At 70.8% G+C, this 20465-nt stretch carries 20 protein-coding genes and 1 pseudogene; 7 read left to right on the top strand and 14 right to left on the bottom strand.

The genetic code is table 11. The annotated features are described in order from the left end of the window. Positions 1-127: 127 nt before the first annotated feature. Together ABD331_RS40270 and ABD331_RS40265 are read left to right on the top strand one after the other, a co-directional pair. A complete protein-coding gene (locus ABD331_RS40270; RefSeq protein ID WP_344487390.1) occupies positions 128-853 on the top strand; it encodes a hypothetical protein in 726 nt (241 codons plus the stop codon). A gap of 3 nt (positions 854-856) precedes the next feature. Beyond that, on the top strand, positions 857-2221 hold the full coding sequence (locus ABD331_RS40265; RefSeq protein WP_344487388.1) for an O-antigen ligase family protein: 1365 nt from the start codon (positions 857-859) through the stop codon (positions 2219-2221). Here the strand turns inward: ABD331_RS40265 and ABD331_RS40260 are convergent. Together ABD331_RS40260 and ABD331_RS40255 are read right to left on the bottom strand one after the other, a co-directional pair. Further along, complete coding sequence (locus ABD331_RS40260) at positions 2170-3069, bottom strand: hypothetical protein (protein WP_344487386.1); 900 nt, start codon at positions 3067-3069, stop codon at positions 2170-2172. The genes ABD331_RS40265 and ABD331_RS40260 overlap by 52 nt on opposite strands. A 12-nt stretch (positions 3070-3081) precedes the next feature. After that, positions 3082-3630, bottom strand: coding sequence for a dTDP-4-dehydrorhamnose 3,5-epimerase family protein (locus ABD331_RS40255; RefSeq protein ID WP_344487384.1), 549 nt, complete (start codon positions 3628-3630; stop codon positions 3082-3084). Between the two features lie 26 nt (positions 3631-3656). On the opposite strand from ABD331_RS40255, the gene ABD331_RS40250 reads away from it, so the two are divergent. Further along, complete coding sequence (locus ABD331_RS40250; protein WP_344487382.1) at positions 3657-4502, top strand: glycosyltransferase family 2 protein; 846 nt, start codon at positions 3657-3659, stop codon at positions 4500-4502. A gap of 25 nt (positions 4503-4527) precedes the next feature. Here the strand turns inward: ABD331_RS40250 and ABD331_RS40245 are convergent, their stop codons facing one another. The 12 genes from ABD331_RS40245 to ABD331_RS40195 form a co-directional block, all read right to left on the bottom strand. After that, positions 4528-5721, bottom strand: a complete 1194-nt coding sequence (locus tag ABD331_RS40245) for a glycosyltransferase family 4 protein (RefSeq protein WP_344487380.1) — start codon at positions 5719-5721, stop codon at positions 4528-4530. Next, complete coding sequence (locus ABD331_RS40240; protein ID WP_344487378.1) at positions 5711-7018, bottom strand: nucleotide sugar dehydrogenase; 1308 nt, start codon at positions 7016-7018, stop codon at positions 5711-5713. The genes ABD331_RS40245 and ABD331_RS40240 overlap by 11 nt, the downstream gene beginning before the upstream one ends. Before the next feature lie 105 nt (positions 7019-7123). Further along, positions 7124-8119, bottom strand: a complete 996-nt coding sequence (locus ABD331_RS40235) for a GNAT family N-acetyltransferase (protein WP_344487376.1) — start codon at positions 8117-8119, stop codon at positions 7124-7126. A 50-nt stretch (positions 8120-8169) separates the two neighbouring features. After that, complete coding sequence (locus ABD331_RS40230; protein ID WP_344487373.1) at positions 8170-9072, bottom strand: glycosyltransferase family 2 protein; 903 nt, start codon at positions 9070-9072, stop codon at positions 8170-8172. After that, the gene (locus tag ABD331_RS40225) at positions 9072-9731 is read right to left on the bottom strand and encodes a polysaccharide deacetylase family protein (RefSeq protein ID WP_344487371.1); all 660 of its coding nucleotides are present in this window, start codon (positions 9729-9731) and stop codon (positions 9072-9074) included. Before ABD331_RS40225 ends, ABD331_RS40230 begins: the two co-directional genes overlap by 1 nt. 55 nt (positions 9732-9786) lie before the next feature. After that, on the bottom strand, positions 9787-10668 hold the full coding sequence (locus tag ABD331_RS40220; RefSeq protein WP_344487369.1) for an NAD-dependent epimerase/dehydratase family protein: 882 nt from the start codon (positions 10666-10668) through the stop codon (positions 9787-9789). 13 nt (positions 10669-10681) lie between these two features. Then, entirely contained in the window at positions 10682-11623 is a 942-nt protein-coding gene (locus ABD331_RS40215; RefSeq protein WP_344487367.1) for a hypothetical protein, read from the bottom strand. Positions 11624-11643: 20 nt separating this feature from the next. Further along, the gene (locus ABD331_RS40210) at positions 11644-12690 is read right to left on the bottom strand and encodes a 2-oxoacid:ferredoxin oxidoreductase subunit beta (protein WP_344487365.1); all 1047 of its coding nucleotides are present in this window, start codon (positions 12688-12690) and stop codon (positions 11644-11646) included. Continuing rightward, positions 12683-14527: a 2-oxoacid:acceptor oxidoreductase subunit alpha gene (locus tag ABD331_RS40205; protein ID WP_344487363.1), complete on the bottom strand. Its 1845-nt coding sequence runs from the start codon at positions 14525-14527 to the stop codon at positions 12683-12685. Before ABD331_RS40205 ends, ABD331_RS40210 begins: the two co-directional genes overlap by 8 nt. A gap of 126 nt (positions 14528-14653) precedes the next feature. Next, positions 14654-14743: a putative leader peptide gene (locus ABD331_RS61110; protein ID WP_311132193.1), complete on the bottom strand. Its 90-nt coding sequence runs from the start codon at positions 14741-14743 to the stop codon at positions 14654-14656. 33 nt (positions 14744-14776) lie between these two features. After that, positions 14777-16339 carry a polysaccharide deacetylase family protein gene (locus ABD331_RS40200; protein WP_344487361.1) on the bottom strand — a complete coding sequence of 521 codons (1563 nt, stop codon included), beginning with the start codon at positions 16337-16339 and terminating at the stop codon, positions 14777-14779. Positions 16340-16563: 224 nt separating this feature from the next. Further along, positions 16564-16761: a hypothetical protein gene (locus ABD331_RS40195; RefSeq protein ID WP_344487359.1), complete on the bottom strand. Its 198-nt coding sequence runs from the start codon at positions 16759-16761 to the stop codon at positions 16564-16566. 128 nt (positions 16762-16889) lie between these two features. Between ABD331_RS40195 and ABD331_RS40190 the strand changes: the two genes are divergently transcribed. The 4 genes and pseudogenes from ABD331_RS40190 to ABD331_RS40175 all read left to right on the top strand — a co-directional run. Continuing rightward, positions 16890-17261: an NADH-quinone oxidoreductase subunit A gene (locus ABD331_RS40190; protein ID WP_344487357.1), complete on the top strand. Its 372-nt coding sequence runs from the start codon at positions 16890-16892 to the stop codon at positions 17259-17261. A gap of 1073 nt (positions 17262-18334) precedes the next feature. Continuing rightward, positions 18335-18979, top strand: a complete 645-nt coding sequence (locus ABD331_RS40185; RefSeq protein ID WP_344487674.1) for a M48 family metalloprotease — start codon at positions 18335-18337, stop codon at positions 18977-18979. A 395-nt stretch (positions 18980-19374) separates the two neighbouring features. Further along, positions 19375-19944, top strand: a complete 570-nt coding sequence (locus tag ABD331_RS40180) for an NADH-quinone oxidoreductase subunit B (protein ID WP_425566165.1) — start codon at positions 19375-19377, stop codon at positions 19942-19944. Further along, positions 19941-20465: pseudogene (locus ABD331_RS40175) on the top strand (hypothetical protein); the annotation flags it as partial. The gene ABD331_RS40180 and the pseudogene ABD331_RS40175, both read left to right, overlap by 4 nt.

Below are 20465 nucleotides of genomic sequence, written 5' to 3'. Positions count from 1 at the left end.
CCCCGCCGGTGAATGGCGGCCCCTCGTACTCCATATCGCCCCGCGATGGGTGGTGTTACAGGGATTTGTGTAACGCTCCATCACCATCGCGCGACATGCATGAGGCGGAACTCGCGAGGGAGGGCGCGTGGACTTCTGGGGGACCATCCTCGTCCTGCTGCGGCGCTGGTACGTCGCCCTGCCCGCCTTCCTCGCGGCACTCGGGGCGGCCTTCTACTCCTACTCCACGATCCCGGTCACCTACACCACGACGGCCGTGCTCGTGCTCACCGCGCCGACCAGCGGCGGCGTCCTGCCGCCCGACCCCGACCAGCCCATCCCCAAGGTCAACCCGCTGCTCAACTTCGACCACGGGCTCGACGTGGCCTCCTCCATCCTGATCAGCGTGATGAGCACGCCGGACATGGTGGCCGCGATGGGCGTCACGAGCGGCGGGCCCACCACGTACGCCGTCACGAACGGCACCAACAACCTGGAGTCGCTGGCCACCGGGCCGCTGGTGTTCGTCGAGGGGGAGAGCCAGACGCCTGACGAGGCCACGCGGATCGCGCGCAAGGCCATCGACCGGATCGAGCAGGAGCTGGACCAGCGGCAGCGGCAGGTGCAGGCGCCGAAGGGCACGTACATCACGATCAGCGAGGCGGTGCCGCCGACCACGCCCGCCCCCCAGCAGGGCAGGAAGCTGCGCTCCGCCGCGTCGGCGCTCGGCCTGGGGGTGATCGCCTCGCTGTGCGCCTCGTTCGCCGCGGAGAGCCTCTCAGGGCCGCTGAGCGGAGCCGTCGCGCGCCTGCGCCGGCGCGGGGACCGGCCCGCGGAGGCGCGGGAACGGATCTCCGAGAAGACGGGGGTCTAGCCGGTGGCCGCCACAGGCACGGGCACGCTCACGGGAGCAGGCGCGCCGCCGCTGCCCGGCCGCGCCGACGGGGCCACGGTCGCCGCGATCTTCGCGGCGGTGCTGCTGATCGTGCCCGCCCGGCTGGTGCTCAAGGGGCTGCCGCTCTCGCTCACCCCGGCCAACGTGGTCAGCCTCGGCGCGGCGGTGCTGTGGCTGTGCGCCCAGTTCACGCTCACGCTCGGCGCCGCCAAAGGGCGTAACCCCGTGCGGACGGCGCTGTTCGCCTACTTCACCGCGATGGTGGCCACCTACGGGTTCTCCACCTGGGGCTACATGGACTCCGACGAGCTGAACCTGAGCGATCACGCGTTCGTGCTGGTGATCGCCCTGGTCGGCATCGCGCTGGCGGTCTGCGACGGGGTGCGCGACCGGCGGCGGCTGGACTTCCTGCTGCAGACGCTGGTGGTCGGTGGCGCGGTGATCTCCGTGATCGGCGCCTTCCAGTTCCTGCTCTCCATCGACCTGACCAGGTTCCTGGAGCTGCCGATCCTGCGCTACAGCAGCGAGGGCGACTCGTTCGTGCTGGAACGGGCCGACCTGCGCCGGGTGGCCGCGACCACCGGCCATCCCATCGAGTTCGGCGTCACCTGCGCCATCCTGCTGCCGCTGGCCGCGCACTACGCCACCCAGGCGCGCATGCGGGCCGAGCCCGCGCTGCGCTGGTGGGTGTGCACGGGGCTGATCGGGTGCGGCCTGATGTTCTCCGTGTCGCGCTCGGCCATGCTGAGCCTGGCCGTGGTGGGCGCCGTGCTGTTCACGGGCTGGTCATGGCGCCGCAGGGGATACACACTGCTGATCGCCGCCGTGTTCCTGGTCGTGATCAGGATCACGGTGCCGGGCCTGCTCGGGGCGATCACCGGGCTCTTCTCCAACATCGGCCACGACGAGAGCGTCCAGTACCGCACGCACGACTACGCCGTCGCCGCGCAGGAGATCGGCCGGCACTTCTGGCTGGGCCGCGGCCTGGGCACCTGGTACGCCCCCAAACACCAGATCTTCGACAATCAGTACATCCTGTCCATGGTCGAGACCGGCCTGTTCGGCACCGTCGCGTTCGGCTCCATCTTCGCGGTGGCCTGCTACGCCGCGCTGCGCGCCAGGCACCTCAGCCCCGACCCGGGCGACCGCGACCTCGGCCTGACCATCGCCGCCGTCATGCTCGTGCCGCTCGTCGGCTCGTTCACCTTCGACCTGCTGTCCTTCCACACCGTGACCGGCCTGGCGTTCGTGCTGGTCGGCGCGGCGGGCGCGCTGCTCAGGGCGGCGAAGGCCGATCAGCTCTCCCCCGCGCAGGCCAGCGGGCCGACGATCGAGGTGACCCGATAGCTCTCGTCGATGGTGACCAGCTCGTTGCCGGCCCACTCCGTCCTGGCGCACTCGGAGTCCACCGGCCCGTACACCCACGACTTGTCCACCAGCTTGTTGCCGCGCACCACCTGCTTGCCGCCCGCGTTGCGCACCTGGATGCTGTACGTGCCGCCCATGACGAGGTTGTCGGTCACCACCACGTCCCGCGACTTCTCGTCCACCAGGAAGATCGGCGCGGTGATGTCCTTCGCCTCCCGCTGGTCGACGGTGTTGTGGTGGAACAGCAGGCCCTTGCCGCCGTTGTAGGCCTGGATGCCGTCGGAGTGGTCGCCGGAGCGCGAGCAGAGCTTGACGTAGGAGTCGCGGATCTCCACGTCGTCGCCGGAGACGCGGAAGCCGTCGCTGTGCCCCTGCACCAGCACCCTGGTCGCCTTGTACTTGTCGTGCCCGATGGCGGGCAGCGGCTCGCACTTGGTCGTGGTGCCCACCGTCGTGTCGGTGATCGTGAAGCTGAACGACCGCGGCCCGTCGGCGTTGATCACGTCGCCGTCGATCACGCTGTTCCTGACCGTCACGTTGTCGGCGTGGATCAGCAGGTGGCCGGGGACGTGCACGCCGTCGAGCACGGCGCCCTCCCTGCGCACGCGCAGCGCGACGTCCTCCGTGTTCAGCCCGGTGTCCATCAGCTCGGTGCCGCGCAGCACGCCCGTGCAGGCGGGCGTCGGATGGTCGGGGCACGAGGAGCCGTCGGAACGCAGGATGGCAGGCGGCGGCGTGGAGGGGGCCGGCGCCGGCTCGGCGGGGGCGGCCTGGCAGGCCGCCGGCGCCATCGCCGCGAGGAGAAGCAGGAGAGCACGTCCGCGCATTGCCGTCACCTCTCAGGCGCCCAGCCTGGGCAGCAGATCGGCCCAGGAGCCCGCGTCCAGATCGCGGGCGCTGACCTCCGCCGCCGGAAGCGGCCAGGCAATCCGCAGCCCGGGATCGTCGTACCGCACCGCCAGATCCTCGCCCGGATCGTGCTCCCTGTCGATGCGGTAGCACGTGTCGGCCTGCTCGGTGAGCGCCTGGAAGCCGTGCAGCAGGCCGGGCGGCACGTAGAGCGTGACGAAGTCCTCGTCGTCCAGGCGCGTCGTCATGACGCGGCCGAACGTGGGCGACTGCGGCCTGGCGTCCACCAGCACGTCGAGGATCGCGCCCCGCGCGCACCGCACCAGCTTGGCCTCGCCCCTGCCGGAGCGCCCGTGCATGCCGCGGATCACGCCCCTCCTGGACCTGGACTGGCTGTCCTGGATGAACGTGCACGGGTCCAGGCCCGCGCCGGCGGCCACGGCCGCGTCGAACGTCCTGGTGAACAGGCCGCGGCTGTCGCGGTGCGGCACGGGGGTGAACAGCAGCACCCCGTCGAGCTCGCCCTGCTCCACTTTCATGTCCGGTCCTTCCTGGAAGGCGTGCGATGAAGCCTGAGGTCAGTGTCGTGATTCCGGCGCACAACGAGGAGAGCGTCGTGCGGGTGGGGCTGGACGTGCTGCTCGCGGGGGCCGCGCCGGGGGAGTTCGACGTCGTGGTGGTGGCCAATGGCTGCTCCGACGGCACCGCGCGGGCCGCCGCCCGGCCGGGCGTGCGCGTGCTGGAGACGCCCGCCGCGGGCAAGGCCGGCGCGCTGCGCCTGGGTGACGCGGCCTGCCGCGCCTTCCCCCGCGTCTACCTGGACGCCGACGTGCGCCTCGACGCGGAGTCCGTGCGGCTGCTGGCCGAGGCGGCGGGCCGGCCCGGCGTGCTGGCCTGCGCGCCCGTCCCGGTGTGGGACCTGCGCGGCACCGGCCCCGTGGTCCGGCGGGTGCACAAGGTGCACGACCGGCTCATCGCGCCCACGCGGGCGCTGGCCGGGGTCGGCGTGTACGTGCTGAACGAGGGCGGGCACCAGCGGGCCTTCCCGCTGCCCGACGTCATCTCGGACGACGGCTGGGTGGACGGCTGCTTCACCGGCTCCGAGCGGGTCGTCGTGGCCGAGGCCCGATCCGTGGTGCGGCCGGCGCGCACCGTCCGGGCCCACCTGCGCAGGCGGGTCCGGGTGCGGCAGGGCAACCGGCAACTGGCCGCGCTCGGCAGGTCCGGCCCTTCGCTGCGGCTCCGGGCGCTCGGGCGGCTGGTGGCGGCGCGCGCGATCGGGCCGCTCGACGCCGCCTGCTACCTGGGCGTGCTCGGGCTGGACCGGCTGCTGACCAGGCTGCGGCGAGGCCCGGCCGGCTGGGGCACCGACGCGGGCAGCCGTCATCGCGACCCCACGGCGGCCCCGTAGACCGCCGCCCCCGTGGTCAAGGTCGTCATCGCCGTCTCACGGCGGCCTCGTAGGCCGCCAGGAGCGCGGTCCTGGAGTGTTCCCAGGAGAGCGGCCCCGCCACGCGCTCGCGCCCGATCTCGCCCATCCGCCGCCGCTCCTCCGGATCGTCCAGCAGCCGCGCGATCAGCTTGGCGAACTCCGACTCGTCGTTGGCCGGCGCGTACAGCGCCGCCTCGCCGGCCGACACGCGGGCCTCGCGTAACTCGAAGGAGACGATGGGCCTGGACATGGCCATGTACTCCATGACCTTGTTCATGGTCGAGACGTCGTTGAGCGGGTTGAGCGGGTCGGGCGACAGGCACACGTCGGCCGTCGAGAGGTAGCGCATGAGGTCCTCGTCCGGGATGCGGCCGGTGAACTCGACGCAGTCGCCCAGCCCCAGCTCGCGCGAGAGCGCCACCATCGCGTCGAAGGTGTCGCCGCCGCCGACGAACACCGCGTGCCAGTCCGTCCTGCCGTGCTCGTCCCGCAGCCTGGCCAGGCTGCGCAGCGCGTAGTCCACGCCGTCCTGCGGGCCCATCACGCCGAGGTAGCACAGCAGGTACGGCTTGCCGCGCCGCGCCGACTCGTCCGGCGGCACCTGGTGGAACCGCTCGACCACGGGCGCGCTGCGCACCACGAACACGTCCTCCGGCCGCTTGCCGCCCCTGGTCAGCGCGATCTGCCGGTAGCTCTCGTTGGTGGCGATCACCACCCGCGCCAACCGGTACGTCAGCCGCTCCGCCAGCAGCACCGCCCGGTACAGCAGGTCCCTGCCGCGCCCGAACCGCGACAGGTACAGCTCGGGCACCAGGTCGTGCTGGTCGAAGACGAACCGCGTGCCCCGCCACCGCATGGCCAGCGCGACCAGGAAGAACAGGTCGGGCGGGTTGCAGCCGTGCACGACGTGGAACGGGCCGAGCCGCCTGGCGATCCTGAAGGTGTGCCACAGGGCGGAGCCGTACTCCTGGACGAACCCGAGCGGGCCGCCGGTCGCGGCGCGCAGCGGGTAGCGGTGGATGTGGACGCCGTCGATGACGGCCTCCGCCTCCCTGTCCTGCTTCGTGCCCTTCGGGCAGATGACGTGCACCTCCCACCCGGCCTGGCGCAGGGCGACGCTCTCCTGCCAGACCCGCCGGTCGAGCGGTACGGAGAGATTCTCGACGAGGATCAGCGCTCTGCGCGCTCTACCAGCCAATGCCTGTGTAGTCCCTTCTGCCCCGTTGGGTTTCCGCGTCGGGGAGGCGTACGAGATCGACGACCACGCGGTCGCCCGCGCGGGACAGCGCCTCCAGCACCGGCGCGTCCTTGCAGCCGATCACGCACACCTCGGCGTGCTCCAGCACCTCCTCCACCGAGTCGGCGAGCAGGTCGCCGAGGTGGGGGAGGCGTTCGGCGATGTAGGCCCTGTTGGCGCCGACCAGGCGCGACAGGGACACGTTCGCGTCGTGGATGCGCAGGTCGTAGCCCTTGCCGAGGAGCCGCTCGGCCAGCTCGACCAGCGGGCTCTCGCGCAGGTCGTCGGTGCCGGGCTTGAACGACAGGCCGAACATGCCGATCCTGCGTCTGCCCGGCGCGGTGACCAGCTCGAAGGCGCGCTGCAGGTGGGCCTCGTTGGCGGGCAGCACGTGCGACAGCAGCGGGATCGACACGTCGGCCTTCCTGGCCGCGTAGACCAGGCCGCGCAGGTCCTTGGGCAGGCAGGAGCCGCCGAAGGCGAAGCCGGGCCGCAGGTAGGCGGGGCTGACGTTGAGCTTGCGGTCGGCCAGGAACACGTCCATGACGCGGTGCGAGTCGAGCCCGAGCGCCTGGCAGATGGCGCCGATCTCGTTGGCGAAGCCGATCTTGACCGCGTGGAACGCGTTGTCCGCATATTTCGTCATCTCGGCGATGGGGATCGGCACCCGGAAGACCTCGCCGGGCAGGCCGTCGTACAGGGCGGCGACCACGTTCCCGGACCGCTCGTCCGACTCGCCGATCACCGTCTTGGGCGGCGCGAAGAAGTCGCGCACGCTGGTGCCCTCGCGCAGGAACTCGGGGTTGACCGCCACCCCGAAGTCCACCCCCGCCCGCATGCCCGACGACAGCTCCAGGATCGGCACGAGCAGCTCGGCGCAGGTGCCGGGCAGCATCGTGCTGCGGAAGACCACCACGTGCCCCGGCCGCAGCGCCCGGCCGATCTGCTCGGCCACCCGCTCCAGGTACGTCGTGGACAGGCTGCCGTTCTGCGCCGACGGGGTGCCGACGCAGACCAGCGACACCTCGCTGGCCGCGACCGCCTCCGCCGCGTCGGTGGTGGCCCGTAACAGGCCCTCAGCGGTCGTCTTGGCGATCAGCTCGCCGATGCGCTCCTCGACGATCGTCGCCCGCCCCTGGTTGATCAGCTCGACCTTGTCGGGGTTCACGTCCACGCCGGTCACCTCGTGACCCATGGAGGCCAGGCAGGCCGCCGAGACGCACCCCACGTAACCGAGCCCGAAGACACTGATCCGCATAGCCGCCCTCCGCATTGGACCGTCTACCGTGGACCGTCTTTGTGGAGGGCAGCGCGTGATTTCCCCCCGCCTCCAAGGGATATGTCGGGCATGCGTATTGGAACGTTACCGACTTCTCGGTAAACGTCCGTTCCTGGCCATCTCCCTGGCCCTGGCGAGGGCCGTCACCGCCGCCCTGCGCAGCGGATTGCGCGTCACGACGCCCTGGCAGACGATGCTCTCGCCGGTCTTGGCCCGCCGCTTGTACTCGTCCTCGCCGCGTCCCAGATCGATCCGGGAGATGCCCATCGCCGGGGCGGCGTCCGTCAGCTCGCGCAGCAGGATCCAGCCGGGCGACAGCCGCGCGAACTCCGGGTCGTACACCGGGAACCACCAGTGCAGCACCCCGCCCGCCCTGAGGCCGAAGTGCGCCGCCAGCAGGCGCGAGCCCGCGTGCACCGTGGACAGCACGCCGCCGAAGCCCGGGTCGCGGGTCTTCAGCAGGCTCTCCATCAGCCGCACCCGCGCCGGATCGGCGAAGTAGTCCCTGGCGCCGGTCGCGGCGTACTGGGCCCGCTTCAGCTCGATCACCCGCGCCAGCGCGTCCGCGTCGCCCGAGTCGGCCTCGAACCGCACCGCGCCGTGCTCCCGCCCCGCCTTGGCGGCCCGCCGCCTGGCCTGGCCCATGTTGTCCTTGCCGCTCTTCGAGGCCCGGCCCAGGTAGCCCGCCAGCCCGCCGGTGACGTCCAGGAACGGCGACGGCCTGCGCGTGACCACCCACCGCTCGAAGCCCGGCGCCTGCTCCACCAGGTGGTCGAACGCGTACCCGCCCGCCCCGTTCCCCAGCAGGTCCAGCGGCCGGAACGGGGTGCCGGGGGCCAGGATCGGCCCCTGGAAGTCCGCGCCTGGCCAGCCCACCGGCCGCAACGTGCGCCCGTCCCTGTGGTGCGGCACGAACACGCCGTCGCCCACCGCCACGTGCACGGTCGCGCCGCTCGCGTGCACGGCCGCCGAGAAGCCGGGGTGGAAGTACGGGCTGTCCAGCGCCGGGTTGGCGGCCCGTACCGCCTCCCACTCGTCCAGGTCCGCCCTGGTGAGCGCGTCGAAACCCTTGACGTTCATCGCGGAAGCACCGTTCGTCGCGGAAGCACCGTTCATTGCGGAGGCACCGTTCATTGCGGAAGCACCGTGAGACGCAGGGAGGGCCGCACCAGCGCCGCCACGCTGGCTCGCGACGTGCGCCGCCCGGCCAGCGCCCGCACCGACTCCCCGGCGAGCACCGCCAGGTAGTACGCCGTCCCCGACAGCGGCCCGTGCCGCCGCCGGTACAGGCGGACCTTGTTCACCACCAGCATGGCCGCCAGCATCGGGTTCACCCCCGAGTCGCCGCCGATGTGCTCGATCACCGAGGCGGGCTCGTACCAGGTGGCGTAGCCCAGGTCGGCGGCCCGCAGGCAGAAGTCCGTCTCCTCGCTGTAGAGCAGGAACGACTCGTCCCACGGCCCCACCTCGCGGATGACCCGCGGCGACAGCAGCATGGCTGCCCCCGTCGCCCAGGCGAACGCGCCCGGCTCGGCGTAGTCGCGCGGATCGGTCACCAGCTCGCCCAGCTTGCCGATGCGCCCGGCCAGCCCGCCGCCGACCACCGCCTCGACCACCGCCCTGCCCACGGTCGGCATCCGGCGCAGCGACGGCTGCAACGTGCCGTCGGGGTTGACCATGTACGGCACCGCGATGCCCCGCCCCGGCACCTCCAGCGCGTCCAGCAGCGGCACGATCGCGCCGGGCCGCAGCCGGCAGTCCGGGTTGAGCACGTAGACGCCGTGGAGGCGGTCCAGGTCGAGCGCGGCGATCCCGGCGTTGATCGCGGCGGCGTACCCGGCGTTCCTGCCCACCTGCACCACGGTGGCTCCGGCCTTCTCCGCGATGGCGACGGAGTCGTCCTTGGAGGCGTTGTCGGCCACCACCACGCCGGCCAGCTCCACGCCCGACGCGCCGCCGGGCAGCGATTCGAGGCAGCCGGGCAGCACCTCGGCGCTGTTGTAGGTGACGATGACGACCGCGGCCCTGCGCATCAACGCACCCGCTTGTACAGCCGCATGCCCAGCTTGCCCGCCCGCCGGCCGAGCGACGGCCCGGCCAGCACCCCGCCGATCCAGGAGTCGTCCAGGTCGTGCCTGAGGCTGTTGCGCGCCTGCAGCCACGAGCCCGGCCTGGCCCTGCCGCCGTCGCTGGTGTACGCCCTGGTGACGCCCGCCCGCCGTAAACGGCGCAGCACCCGCCTGTCGTACGAGCCGAACGGGATCGCCACCCGCGACACCGGCGAGCCGGTCAGCTCACCGAGCACCTCGTGCGCCTGCTCCAGCTCCTCGGCCGCCTGCGCGGTGGTGAGCGTGCGCCAGTCGCGGTGCAGCCAGCCGTGCGAGCCGACCCGCATGCCCTTGCCGAGCAGCTCGCGCACGCCGTCGGCGTCCAGCCTGCCCGGCTCGCCGAGCAGCCCGGCCAGCACGAAGAACTCCGCCTTCAGCCCGCGCTCCAGCAGCCTGGGCAGCGCGATCCGCACGTCGGAGTCGTTGCCGTCGTCGAACGTGATGCGCACGTCGGGCCGGTCGGCCACCGCGTCCACCACCCGCTCGAACTGCTCGACCGACACCCACGTCGCGTCCTCACCCGGCTCGAGCTCCCGGGTCGTCTCTCCGATGCCGTGCACGGTCAGGTTCGTCACCGCACGCATCCCGCCCCCTGATCAGAGTGCCGCCGAGAGTGTTATCGCGGCCGGGGATGGACCGTTACACGCGCTTTGAATGCCATTCGACAGTTTTTGTGAGCCCCGCCGTCAGCGACGTGACGGGCCGCCAGCCCAGTACCCGCGCGGCCGGCTCGATGTCCGAGCGCTGCGTGCGGTCCAGCGGCCGGGCTGCCACGGCGCCGTACACCGGACGCCCCGGGCCGCCGACGATGTCGGCGATCAGGTCGGCGGTGTGGCGGATGGTGACGGGCTCGGGGGTGCCGATGTCGAGCACGTGCCCGGCCGCCCGGCCGTCGGCGCCCGCCCTGACGAACGCGTCCACCACGTCCTCGACGTACACCCAGGTCACCAGCCTCGTGCCGGAGGTCAGCTCGGGCGACTCGCCGCGCAGCAGGGACGCCGTCACGTACGGGACCAGCCTGCGCGGGTTCGGCTCGTCCGGGCCGTACACCATGGCCACGCGCAGCACGGACACCGGGACCTGCCACAGCGCGTGGAACATGCGGGCGTAGCCGGTGGCGGCGGCCTTGGCCGCCGCGTACGGCGAGCCGGGCGCCTCACCCCCGGACGGCTCCTCGACCGAGCCCGCCAGCACGACGCTGCGCACCCCCGTGCCGGTCACCGCCGTCAGCAGGTTCACCGCCGCGCCCAGGTTGGCGGCCAGCGTCGGCGCCACTGTTTCCGGCTCGCGGACCCCGGTCACCTCGCTGGCCAGGTGGAACACCACCTCGGGACGGACCTTCGCGACCAGCTCGGCCGTGGCGGCGGCGTCGCTCAGGTCGGCCTGATGCCACCGCTCCCGATCCGTGCCCCTGCGGCTGACCGCGTGCACCTCCGCGCCGAGCTCGTCCAGCCGCCGGACGAGATGAGCTCCGATGAAACCGGTCGCGCCCGTCACCAGGGCCCGGATCCCCTGCCACATAGGGGGCCTCTTCTCAGTCGTGTTGTTCGGGTGCCGGTAGGGGATCGCCCGTGTCGTGCCAGACGTTTCCCTCCGCGGCCCCGAGCTGCGACTGGGTGCTCAGCAGGATCGGGCAGTCGTGCGCCGAGTTGCGCCCGAACCGGTTGCCCGTGACGCGCTGGCCGGTCAGCGGGCGGCCCAGCGGCGTGTGGTCGATGTTGACGACGCACGCGCCGCCGTCCAGGTAGTTGCCCTCCACCCGCAGGTCGTCGGCCGACGACTGCACGGCCGCGTTCGGGTCCCTGGTGGTGGACAGGTCGATCGTGTTGTGCCGCAGCGTGACGCCGGTCTGCTCGGCGAAGGCCTGGACGCCGTCGTTGTGCGTGGCCTCCCCGCCCTGGTCGGGGTCGCTGGCGAACCAGCTCAGGTCGTGGATCCAGGAGTCCTGCACGAGGGTGGCGGTGTGGGCCTTGACGCCGTCCACCGTGCCGCGGAACTCCGAGCGGTAGATCTTGGTGTGGGCGGCCCAGATGCCGTCGATCGAGGGGGAGGGGTGGGTGGGGTGGAACTCCGAGTCCTCCACCACGGTGCCGCGGGCGTGCTCGGTGTCGAGCAGCGGGCGTACGTCCTGGGTGGGGCCGCCGCGGAAGACGCACTTCCTGAACGTGACGTTCCTGGCCGTCACCACGACGAAGCCGTAGAAGACCTTGCCCTCGACGACCTCGCCGTCCTTGGCGAAGGTCTGGTCGCCGACGACCTCCGTGAGTTGGGTGCCGGGCGGCACGCCGGTCGTGTCAGCGCCCGGAAAACCCTTGGCCGTGTTTCCGGACGGGGTGAACGTTTCCTCGGCCACCTGCGGCGTGATCGTCGAGGTCGCCTCCTGCCGGCTCGCCGGGGCTCCCAGCTCCTGCGCGGCGGCCACGACCAGTGCCAGGGCGGCGACCGCGGCTACGACATACCACCACGTCTTCGCCACCCCGGCATAGTCGCGAAAAATCAGCCGATGCGCCAGGTGTCGCCACCCAGCAGCAGCTCACTCAGATCGCCGGGGCCCTTCTGCGCCACGGACTCCTCAAGCTGGTCGGCCATCAGCGACTCGTACGACGGCCGGTCGACACTGCGGAAGATGCCGATCGGCACGTGCTCGAACGCCGGCTCGTCGAGCCTGCTGAGCGCGAAGGCCACCGACGGGTCGGGGTTGTGCGCGTCGTGCACGAGGATCTGGTCCTCGCTCACGCCCTCGCGGGCCACCACCTCGACGCCGCCGTTCCGGCCGCGCACGACGGCCTTGGAGGCGCTCACGATCGGCTGGCCGTGCTCCAGTCGCAGCGTGATGTCGTCGCGGACCTCGGGGTCCTTGAGCTGCTCGAAGGCGTTGTCGTTGAAGATGTTGCAGTTCTGGTAGATCTCGACCAGCGACGTGCCGCGGTGGGCGGTGGCCTCGCGCAGCACCGACTGCAGGTGCTTGCGGTCGGAGTCGATGGTCCTGGCCACGAACGACGCCTCGGCGCCGATGGCCAGCGAGATCGGGTTGAACGGCTTGTCCAGCGAGCCCATCGGCGTCGACTTGGTGATCTTGCCGACTTCGGAGGTGGGCGAGTACTGGCCCTTCGTCAGCCCGTAGATCCTGTTGTTGAACAGCAGGATGTTCAGGTTGACGTTGCGGCGCAGCGCGTGGATCAGGTGGTTGCCGCCGATCGACAGCGCGTCGCCGTCGCCCGTGATCACCCACACGCTCAGGTCGGGCCTGCTCGCCGCCAGCCCGGTGGCGATCGCCGGCGCCCGGCCGTGGATGGAGTGGAAGCCGTAGGTGTTGAGGTAGTACGGGAAGCGCGAGGAGCAGCCGATGCCGGAGACGAACACGATGTTCTCGCGCTTGAGCCCCAGCTCGGGCAGGAAGCTCTGCACCGCGGCCAGGATCGCGTAGTCACCGCAACCCGGGCACCAGCGCACCTCCTGGTCGGACTTGAAGTCCTTCAAACCCTGCTTCACGTCGGTCTTCGGGACGAGTGACAGACCTCTCCCGTTTACCAGCTCAGTCACTGTCGATCACGTCCTGGATGACTCCGGCCAGCTCCTCGGCCTTGAACGGGAGCCCGCGCACACGGTTGTAGCTGATGATGTCCACGAGGTACCTGGCCCGCAGCAGCAGGGCGAGCTGGCCGAGGTTGATCTCCGGCAGCAGCACCTTGTCGTAGCGCTTGAGCACCTCGCCGGTGTTGGCGGGCAGCGGGTTGAGGTGACGCAGATGGGCCTGCGCGACCTTGCCGCCGTTGCGCCTGATCCGCCGCACGGCCGCGGCGATCGGCCCGTACGTCGAGCCCCAGCCGAGCACGAGCACGCTCGCGTCGCCGTCGGGGTCGTCGACGTCCAGGTCGGGCACGTCGATGCCGGCGATCTTCGCGGCCCGGGTGCGCACCATCAGGTCGTGGTTGTTCGGGTCGTAGGAGATGTTGCCGGTGCCGTCGGCCTTCTCGATGCCGCCGATGCGGTGCTCCAGGCCGGCGGTGCCGGGGATGGCCCACGGGCGGGCGAGCGTCTCGGTGTCACGCTTGTACGGCAGGTACTCGCCGTCGGCGCCGTTCGGCTCGACGGTGAACTCCTGCGAGATGTCGGGCAGATCCGACACCTCCGGCAGGCGCCACGGCTCGGAGCCGTTGGCCAGGTAGCCGTCCGAGAGCAGCATGACCGGCGTGCGGTACTTGATCGCGATCCTGGCCGCCTCGACCGCCGCGTCGAAGCAGTCGCTCGGCGACATCGGCGCCACGATCGGCACCGGCGACTCGCCGTTACGCCCGAACATGGCCATCAGCAGGTCGGTCTGCTCGGTCTTGGTCGGCATGCCCGTGCTCGGACCGGCCCGCTGCACGTCCACGACGATCAGCGGCAGCTCGGTCATGACCGCCAGGCCGACCGTCTCACCCTTCAGCGCCACACCGGGGCCGCTCGTCGTCGTCACGCCGAGCGCGCCGCCGAACGCGGCCCCCAGCGCCGCCCCGACGCCCGCGATCTCGTCCTCGGCCTGGAACGTGCGAATGCCGAACGTCTTGTGCTTCGACAGCTCGTGCAGGATGTCGCTGGCCGGGGTGATCGGGTAGGAACCGAGGAACAGCGGCAGCTTCGACTGCACGCTCGCGGCGATCAGGCCGTAGGCGAGCGCCTGGTTGCCGGAGATGTTGCGGTAGACGCCGGGCGCGAGCTGCGCCGGCTTGACCTCGTACGAGACCGAGAACGACTCGGTCGTCTCCCCGTAGTTCCACCCTGCCTGAAAGGCCGCGATGTTGGACTTGGCGATGTCCGGCTTCTTGGCGAACTTCTGCTCGAGGAACTTGATCGTCGCCTCGGTCGGCCGGTGGTACAGCCACGACAGCAGGCCCAGCGCGAACATGTTCTTCGAGCGCTCCGCGTCCTTCTTGGACAGGTCGAAGCCCTCGAGCGCCTTGACCGTCAGCGAGGTCAGCGGCACCGCGTGCACCCGCCACTCGCTCAGCGAGTCGTCCTCCAGCGGGTTGGCGGCGTAACCGACCTTCTGCAGGTTGCGCTTGGTGAACTCATCGGTGTTGGCGATGATGTCCGCGCCCCTGGGCAGGTCGCCCAGGTTGGCCTTGAGCGCGGCGGGGTTCATGGCCACGAGCACGTTCGGCGCGTCGCCGGGCGTGAGGATGTCGTGGTCGGCGAAGTGCAACTGGAAACTCGACACGCCAGGCAGGGTGCCTGCGGGCGCGCGGATCTCCGCTGGGAAGTTGGGGAGCGTCGACAGGTCGTTGCCGAACTCCGCCGTACCGGCGGTGAAACGGTCACCGGTCAGCTGCATACCGTCGCCGGAGTCCCCAGCGAATCTGATGATCACGCGGTCGAGTTGCTGGACCTGCTTCGTCACAGCTCAGTCCTCCTCGACGCGCCTATGCGCGGTTGCTTCGGGCGCGTTCTCTGTTTCCATGCTAGATCCTCGAAAGGTCACGCGTTTGCATGCCGCGCAAAGCGGGTAAACGCGGTCGGAGTTCAGTCAGGGTGAGGTGGGAGAACGACGACACAGCCCGGACGCGAGCCTGCAGAGGTCTACATGCAGGCGGGCGAACAGGACGGTTCGGGTCACGAGCGCCAACTATACGTCCCCCCAACACATGCGCTATGTCAGGGGCTGCTTGCGTGGCAGCTCGTTCCCTGACCTGTACAGGCGTCCGGCCTGCATCCCCGCAGAGCCGTACAACTCAGGAACGGTCACGAAGCTGTAACCCTTCCCGCGCAACCTTTTGAGGATGTCCGGAACCGCATCCACGGTTTCCCGGTGAATGTCGTGCATGAGAATGATCGCACCTGGATGAGCCTCGCGCACGGCCCGGTCCGCGATGTCCCCGGCCTTGCCCCCGTTCTGGTCGTCCGTATCGACGTCCCAGGTGACCAGCGACAACCCCATCTCGCGGGCGACGTTGCCCACCTGCTGGCTCACCGCCCCGTAGGGCGGACGCACCAGCGTCGGCAGCTGCCCGATGATGCCCGACACGACGTCTCCCGTCTTGCCGAGTGTGTCGGTGATCTTGCTGCTGCCCTGTTTCGACAGGTCCCTATGCGCCCATGTGTGGTTCCCGACGAGGTGGCCCTCCGTGCTCATCCGCCGCACCAGCGCGGGCTGCGCGGTGGCGTTGCTGCCCACGACGAAGAACGTGGCCCGCGCCCGCTCCCGCCGCAGCAGGTCGAGCAGCCTGCCCGTGTACGGCCCAGGCCCGTCGTCGAACGTCAGCGCCACGCACTTGACCTTCGCGCAGTCCACGCTCCCCGCCCGGTTGCTGACGGCGTCCGGATCGGTCGTGGGCGTGAAGCTCGGCTTGTCGCCGCCCTGCGCGCGGTTCTCCCTCGCGCTCCGCTGCGCCTGCCGTCCCAGCTCCGACAGCAGCGGCGCGACCCGCCCGGCCGGCACCGCCACCGCGACCCGCCCCAGCGAGCACGGCCCGACCTGGCAGTCGTCGAACTCCACCACGAGGTCGCCGCGCCGGTTGAACGCCATCGAGTCGAACTTGTCGCCCCCTTCGCGCTCCGTCTGGTCCCCGCGCTCCTTGAGCTGCTCTTCCGTCTGGTCCCTGCGCTCCTTGAGCTGCTCCTTCGCCTGGTCCTCGTGCTCTGTGAGCTGCTCCTCTGCCTGGTCCCCGCGCTCTGCGAGCTGCTCCCTGACCAGCCCCGCCAGCCGGACCAGCGCCGCCCGCCCCGCCAGCAGCCCCGTGGAACCGGTCGCCTCGCGCGTGTGCGGGTCGAACCAGAACGTCCGCGTGGAGTTCGCCCAGCTCTCCCCCTGGAACTCCCCGGTACGCAACCGCACCGCGACGGCCTCGGGGGAGGCGGCGGCCAGCTGCCAGTCCACGTTCAGCTCAGGGCGCGGGCTGACGGGCTCGGCGTCACGCGTGCGCGCCTCGAAGCTCTTGAGCTGGCGGTTCGCCTGGTCGCGCAGCTCGCGGTTGAGTGCGGTGGCGCCGGCGAACTCCGGGTAGTTGATGTGCACGTACCTGCTGCCTGCTGAGTCGCCTTCCGTCAAGGTCTTGGTGGACAGGCCGATGACGGTCGCCGGGTCGACGAAGTCGATCAGCGTCGGCTCTGCCGGGACCACGACGTCCCTCTCGGGGGAGGCGACGGCCAGACCGCACCCTGAGGCCGAGAGGGCCAGCAGAGCGATTCCGGAGAAGAATCGCGATTTGTGCATGCTTGTCAGGGTATGGGGCTGATCTTACGATTTACTCCGATTTTGGGTGATAGCTCCGGACACTTTGACCACCCTGGGTACCCCTTGACGCGCCCTGGGTACGTCGCGCTCACCCTGAGCACCCCCTGACCACCCCCTTTCGCGCCCTCACCCCCTACGCGCGCGTTTGACCACGCTGGGCATGCCTTGACCAGCCTGAACACGCCTCCGCCACCTGCGCTCCTTCACCACCTGCTTTCCTCGCCCACCCCGCGTTCCTGCACCACCCGGCGTTCCTGCACCACCCGGCGTTCCTGCACCACCCGGCGTTCCTGCACCACCCGGCGTTCCTCCACCACCCGGCGTTCCTCCACCACCCCGTGCGCCTTCGACACCCTGCGCGCCCTCGACACCCTGTTCGCGTTGACCATTTGCGCGCGCATTGACCACCCTGGATACGCCTTGACCACCCTGCGCGCGTTGACCACCCTGAACACGGCTTGATCGTCCTGCACCGACTGCGGCGCGACCGCACTGGGGCGCGACGCCCCACCGGAGCTACCATCACCTCATGGACGGCTACTACGGGTCCTACATACTCGTCGCCGCGCTCCTCGCCCTCGGCGTCGCCATCGTGGCCGGCGCCCTCCTAGCCAACCGCCTCCTCCGCCCCTCCCGCCCCACCCCGGAAAAGCTGACCACATACGAATGCGGAGTCGACCCGGTAGGCGAAGGCTGGGCCCAATCACAGGTCCGCTACTACGTCTTCACCTACCTGTACGTCGTCTTCGCCGTGGACGCCGTCTTCCTGTTCCCCTGGGCCACCGTCTTCGACGCGCCAGGTTACGGCGTGGCCACCTTGGTGGAGATGTTCGTCTTCCTGGGATTCATCGCCTTGGGCATCCTGTACGCCTGGCGCAAACGGGTCCTCACCTGGACCTAGCCCAGGTGGCTTATCTTGCTGTGCCATGTCTGCCTGTCCTGAATGTGACCAACCGCTCGAGGGCGAGCCCCTTTTCCCTCAGTGGTGCACGGCTTGCGACTGGAACGTGGTCCGGACTGAGGGACGTCGGACGGTTCGGTTCGGCCGATTACAGCGCTGGTTGGTGCGAGGACTCCACGAGGACGTGATCCGCCCCCGCACCTCTCACCCCGGCACCCCCCACCCCGGCACGCAACCCGCTTCCAACACCGCCCCCGCGCCCTCACCTACCTCCACCGGCGGTCACGCCGCCGCCTCAGCAGCCTCGCCCACCTCCACCGGCAACCTCGACGCCGCTCCTGCGACCCCACTCACTTTCACCACCGACGCCGCCGATGCGGCTGCCCGCGCCTCCGTCGGCGGTCACGACATCGCCCCAGCAGCCCCGCCCCCCTCCACCGGCGACCCTCACGCCGCTCTTGCGACCCCACTCGCCTCCACCACCGGCCCCGACATCGCCCCAGCAGCCCCGCCCCCCTCCACCGGCGACCCTCACGCCGCCCGTGCGACCCCACTCGCCACGGACCCCGACACCGCCCTCGCAGATCCCCGCGTCACTCCCATTGCCAGCCAGGCCACCTCCGCCCCAAACCACGACGCCACCCTCCGCACCAACCGCAGCGTCGCCCTTCAGAACCCGGCCGCCTCACCAGGTATTGCCCGCACGATAGTCATCACCCTTGCCCTCCTAACCCACCTCCTCACCCCAGCCTTCCTCCTCCTAGGCATCTACCTCCTGACCCTCGGCAGCCTCTTCGCCATCCTCCCGGCCCTGGTAGCGCTGGACCTGGCCTGGCTCCTCCGCCCCCGCCCCGCCCCGTTCCCGCCCGACACCCAGCCCCTCACCCGAGAAACAGCCCCCCACCTGTTCGCCCTTCTCGACCACCTCGCCGCCGAGACAAACGCCCCACGAATCGACATAGTGGCAATCAGCGGCGAAACAAACGCCTCCCTCCGCACCTACGGCTGGCGCCGCCGTCCAGTGCTCGAAATCGGCTACCCAATGTGGCTCATCCTCACCCCGTCAGGAACGCATCGCCCTCCTCGCCCACGAAATGGCCCACGCCAGCAACGGCGACGCCCGCCACAGCTTCATCGTGGGCAGCGCACTCCACTCCTTGGCCGTCCTGATCGACGTAACGCGCTTCGACTGGAGAGAAAGCGACGGCCTGGCCCGCCTGGTCGCCGAATCCCTGCTGGCGCTACTCGGCCTCCCCGTCCGTGGCCTCACGCTGGCAATGGGTCTCCTACTGTTCCGCTCGTCCCAACGCGCCGAATACCGCGCCGACGAACTGGCCACCCACGTAGCAGGCACCCCCGCCATGACCGCCCTCCTCGACACCACGACCACGACGGCACCCTCCGCCATCAGATTCCTGGAGACGAGCGCCCACACCGCCAAACCCGAAGACCTGTGGACAGCCCTCCACTCCGCCACCACCACCGTCCCGCCCTCAGAACGCGAACGCCGCCGCCGCGCCGCCCGCCTTCAGGAACTCCGCGTCGACACCACCCACCCACCCACGTACCTGCGAATCGAGGCGGTGAAGGCCCTGCCGTACACAAGGGGCCGCATCCCAGCTGACGACATGTCCGCAATCGACAAGGAACTCGAAACGGTCGCCCTCCGAGTAGCCCAATCGATCAGAGAAAACGCCCAATCAGCCCTCTACTCCTAACCACCCCGCCGCCACCTGCCCCCACCCAAACCGTCAGCCCTCACCACCTGCGCTTCCAGCCCCAGCCTCAGCCACCGAGCCTGCGCCCTTTAGCCCGCCCCTCACCCTCGGTCCCTCAGCCCGCCACTTCCTTGGCCCGCCCGCTCCCTCAGGTCCCCGCTGCTGCAGCCCCCGCTCCTCGGCCCCAAGCCCTCGGCCCCAAGCCCTCGGCCCCAAGCCCTCGGCCCCAAGCCCTCGGCCCCAAGCCCTCGGCCCCAAGCCCTCGGCCCCAAGCCCTCGGCCCCTCCACCCGCGGCCCCCCAGCCCCCCCAGCCCCAGCCCTCCACCCGCGGCACCTCCACCCCCCGATTACTCCCTTCCTTTGCCAGCCCTGTGATCCGCGCAAGAATGGCCATATGGCAGCAACGGATCTCCCGATGCCCACCGTGGGCCCCATCTCACGGCTGGCGCCCAAACCCATGCGCTTCGTCCTCAACTGGGGCCGCCGCTACTCGCTCTGGGTCTTCAACTTCGGGCTGGCCTGCTGCGCCATCGAATTCATCGCGGCCTCCACAAGCCGCCACGACTTCATCCGCTTCGGCGTGATCCCATTCGCGAACGGCCCCAGACAGGCCGACCTCATGATCGTCTCGGGCACGGTCACCGACAAGATGGCCCCGGCCGTGAAGCGCCTGTACGAGCAGATGCCCGACCCCAAATACGTCATCTCGTTCGGCGCCTGCTCCAACTCCGGCGGCCCCTACTGGGACTCGTACTGCGTCACCAACGGCGTGGACCAAATCATCCCCGTCGACGTCTACGTCCCCGGCTGCCCGCCCCGACCGGAAGCCCTCCTGTACGGCATCACCAAGCTCCAGGAGAAGATCGCCGCGGAACGGCTCAGTGACCGCTACGTCTGGTCCCGCTCCCACACGGACCAGCCCCAAGACCCCACCCCGAATCCGGACCAGGAGTCGCAGCGGTGACCACCGACAACCCCGGCGACGCCCCGACCCCCGACAAGCCCACCCCGGACACGTCAGCCGCGAACAAGCCCGTCCCGGACACGCCCGTCCCGGACACGTCGGACGCGGACCAGTCCGTCCCAGACCAGCCTGCCCCGGACATATCGACCTCGGACGCGCTCGCCCCGAACGCGCCCGCCTCCGACAGGCCAGGTACCAGCGCACAGGCGCCCAGCGCAGAGCCCGCCCACCCGGAGCCCGCCCACCCGGAGCCCGCCCACCCGGAGCCCGCCCACCCGGAGCCCGCCCACCCGGAGCCCGCCCACCCGGAGCCCGCCCACCTGGAGCCCGCCCACCCGGAGCCCGCCCACCTGGAGCCCGCCCACCCGGAGCCCGCCCACCCGGAGCCCGCCCACCCGGAGCCCGCCCACCTGGAGCCCGCCCGCGCAGAACCCGCCCGCGCAGAACCCGCCCGCGCAGAACCCGCCCGCGCAGAACCCGCCCGCGCAGAACCCGCCCGCGCAGAACCCGCCCGCGCAGAA

It is taken from the genome of Nonomuraea monospora (assembly GCF_039531895.1).
In the GTDB taxonomy this organism is placed as follows: domain Bacteria; phylum Actinomycetota; class Actinomycetes; order Streptosporangiales; family Streptosporangiaceae; genus Nonomuraea; species Nonomuraea monospora.
Note: the sequence above shows the minus strand (reverse complement) of the source record. Positions and strands in the feature narration are given on the sequence as shown.

What these genes read in the sequence shown, in the direction of transcription:
- ABD331_RS40240 (WP_344487378.1), bottom strand. Translation starts at nt 7,018, where the DNA reads ATGCGGATCAGTGTCTTCGGGCTCGGTTACGTGGGGTGCGTCTCGGCG.
- ABD331_RS40190 (WP_344487357.1), top strand. Translation starts at nt 16,890, where the DNA reads ATGGACGGCTACTACGGGTCCTACATACTCGTCGCCGCGCTCCTCGCC.
- ABD331_RS40225 (WP_344487371.1), bottom strand. Translation starts at nt 9,731, where the DNA reads ATGCGTGCGGTGACGAACCTGACCGTGCACGGCATCGGAGAGACGACC.
- ABD331_RS40200 (WP_344487361.1), bottom strand. Translation starts at nt 16,339, where the DNA reads ATGCACAAATCGCGATTCTTCTCCGGAATCGCTCTGCTGGCCCTCTCG.
- ABD331_RS40230 (WP_344487373.1), bottom strand. Translation starts at nt 9,072, where the DNA reads ATGCGCAGGGCCGCGGTCGTCATCGTCACCTACAACAGCGCCGAGGTG.
- ABD331_RS40235 (WP_344487376.1), bottom strand. Translation starts at nt 8,119, where the DNA reads ATGAACGTCAAGGGTTTCGACGCGCTCACCAGGGCGGACCTGGACGAG.
- ABD331_RS40180 (WP_425566165.1), top strand. Translation starts at nt 19,375, where the DNA reads ATGGCAGCAACGGATCTCCCGATGCCCACCGTGGGCCCCATCTCACGG.
- ABD331_RS40220 (WP_344487369.1), bottom strand. Translation starts at nt 10,668, where the DNA reads ATGTGGCAGGGGATCCGGGCCCTGGTGACGGGCGCGACCGGTTTCATC.
- ABD331_RS40250 (WP_344487382.1), top strand. Translation starts at nt 3,657, where the DNA reads ATGAAGCCTGAGGTCAGTGTCGTGATTCCGGCGCACAACGAGGAGAGC.
- ABD331_RS40260 (WP_344487386.1), bottom strand. Translation starts at nt 3,069, where the DNA reads ATGCGCGGACGTGCTCTCCTGCTTCTCCTCGCGGCGATGGCGCCGGCG.
- ABD331_RS40255 (WP_344487384.1), bottom strand. Translation starts at nt 3,630, where the DNA reads ATGAAAGTGGAGCAGGGCGAGCTCGACGGGGTGCTGCTGTTCACCCCC.
- ABD331_RS40195 (WP_344487359.1), bottom strand. Translation starts at nt 16,761, where the DNA reads ATGCGCGCGCAAATGGTCAACGCGAACAGGGTGTCGAGGGCGCGCAGG.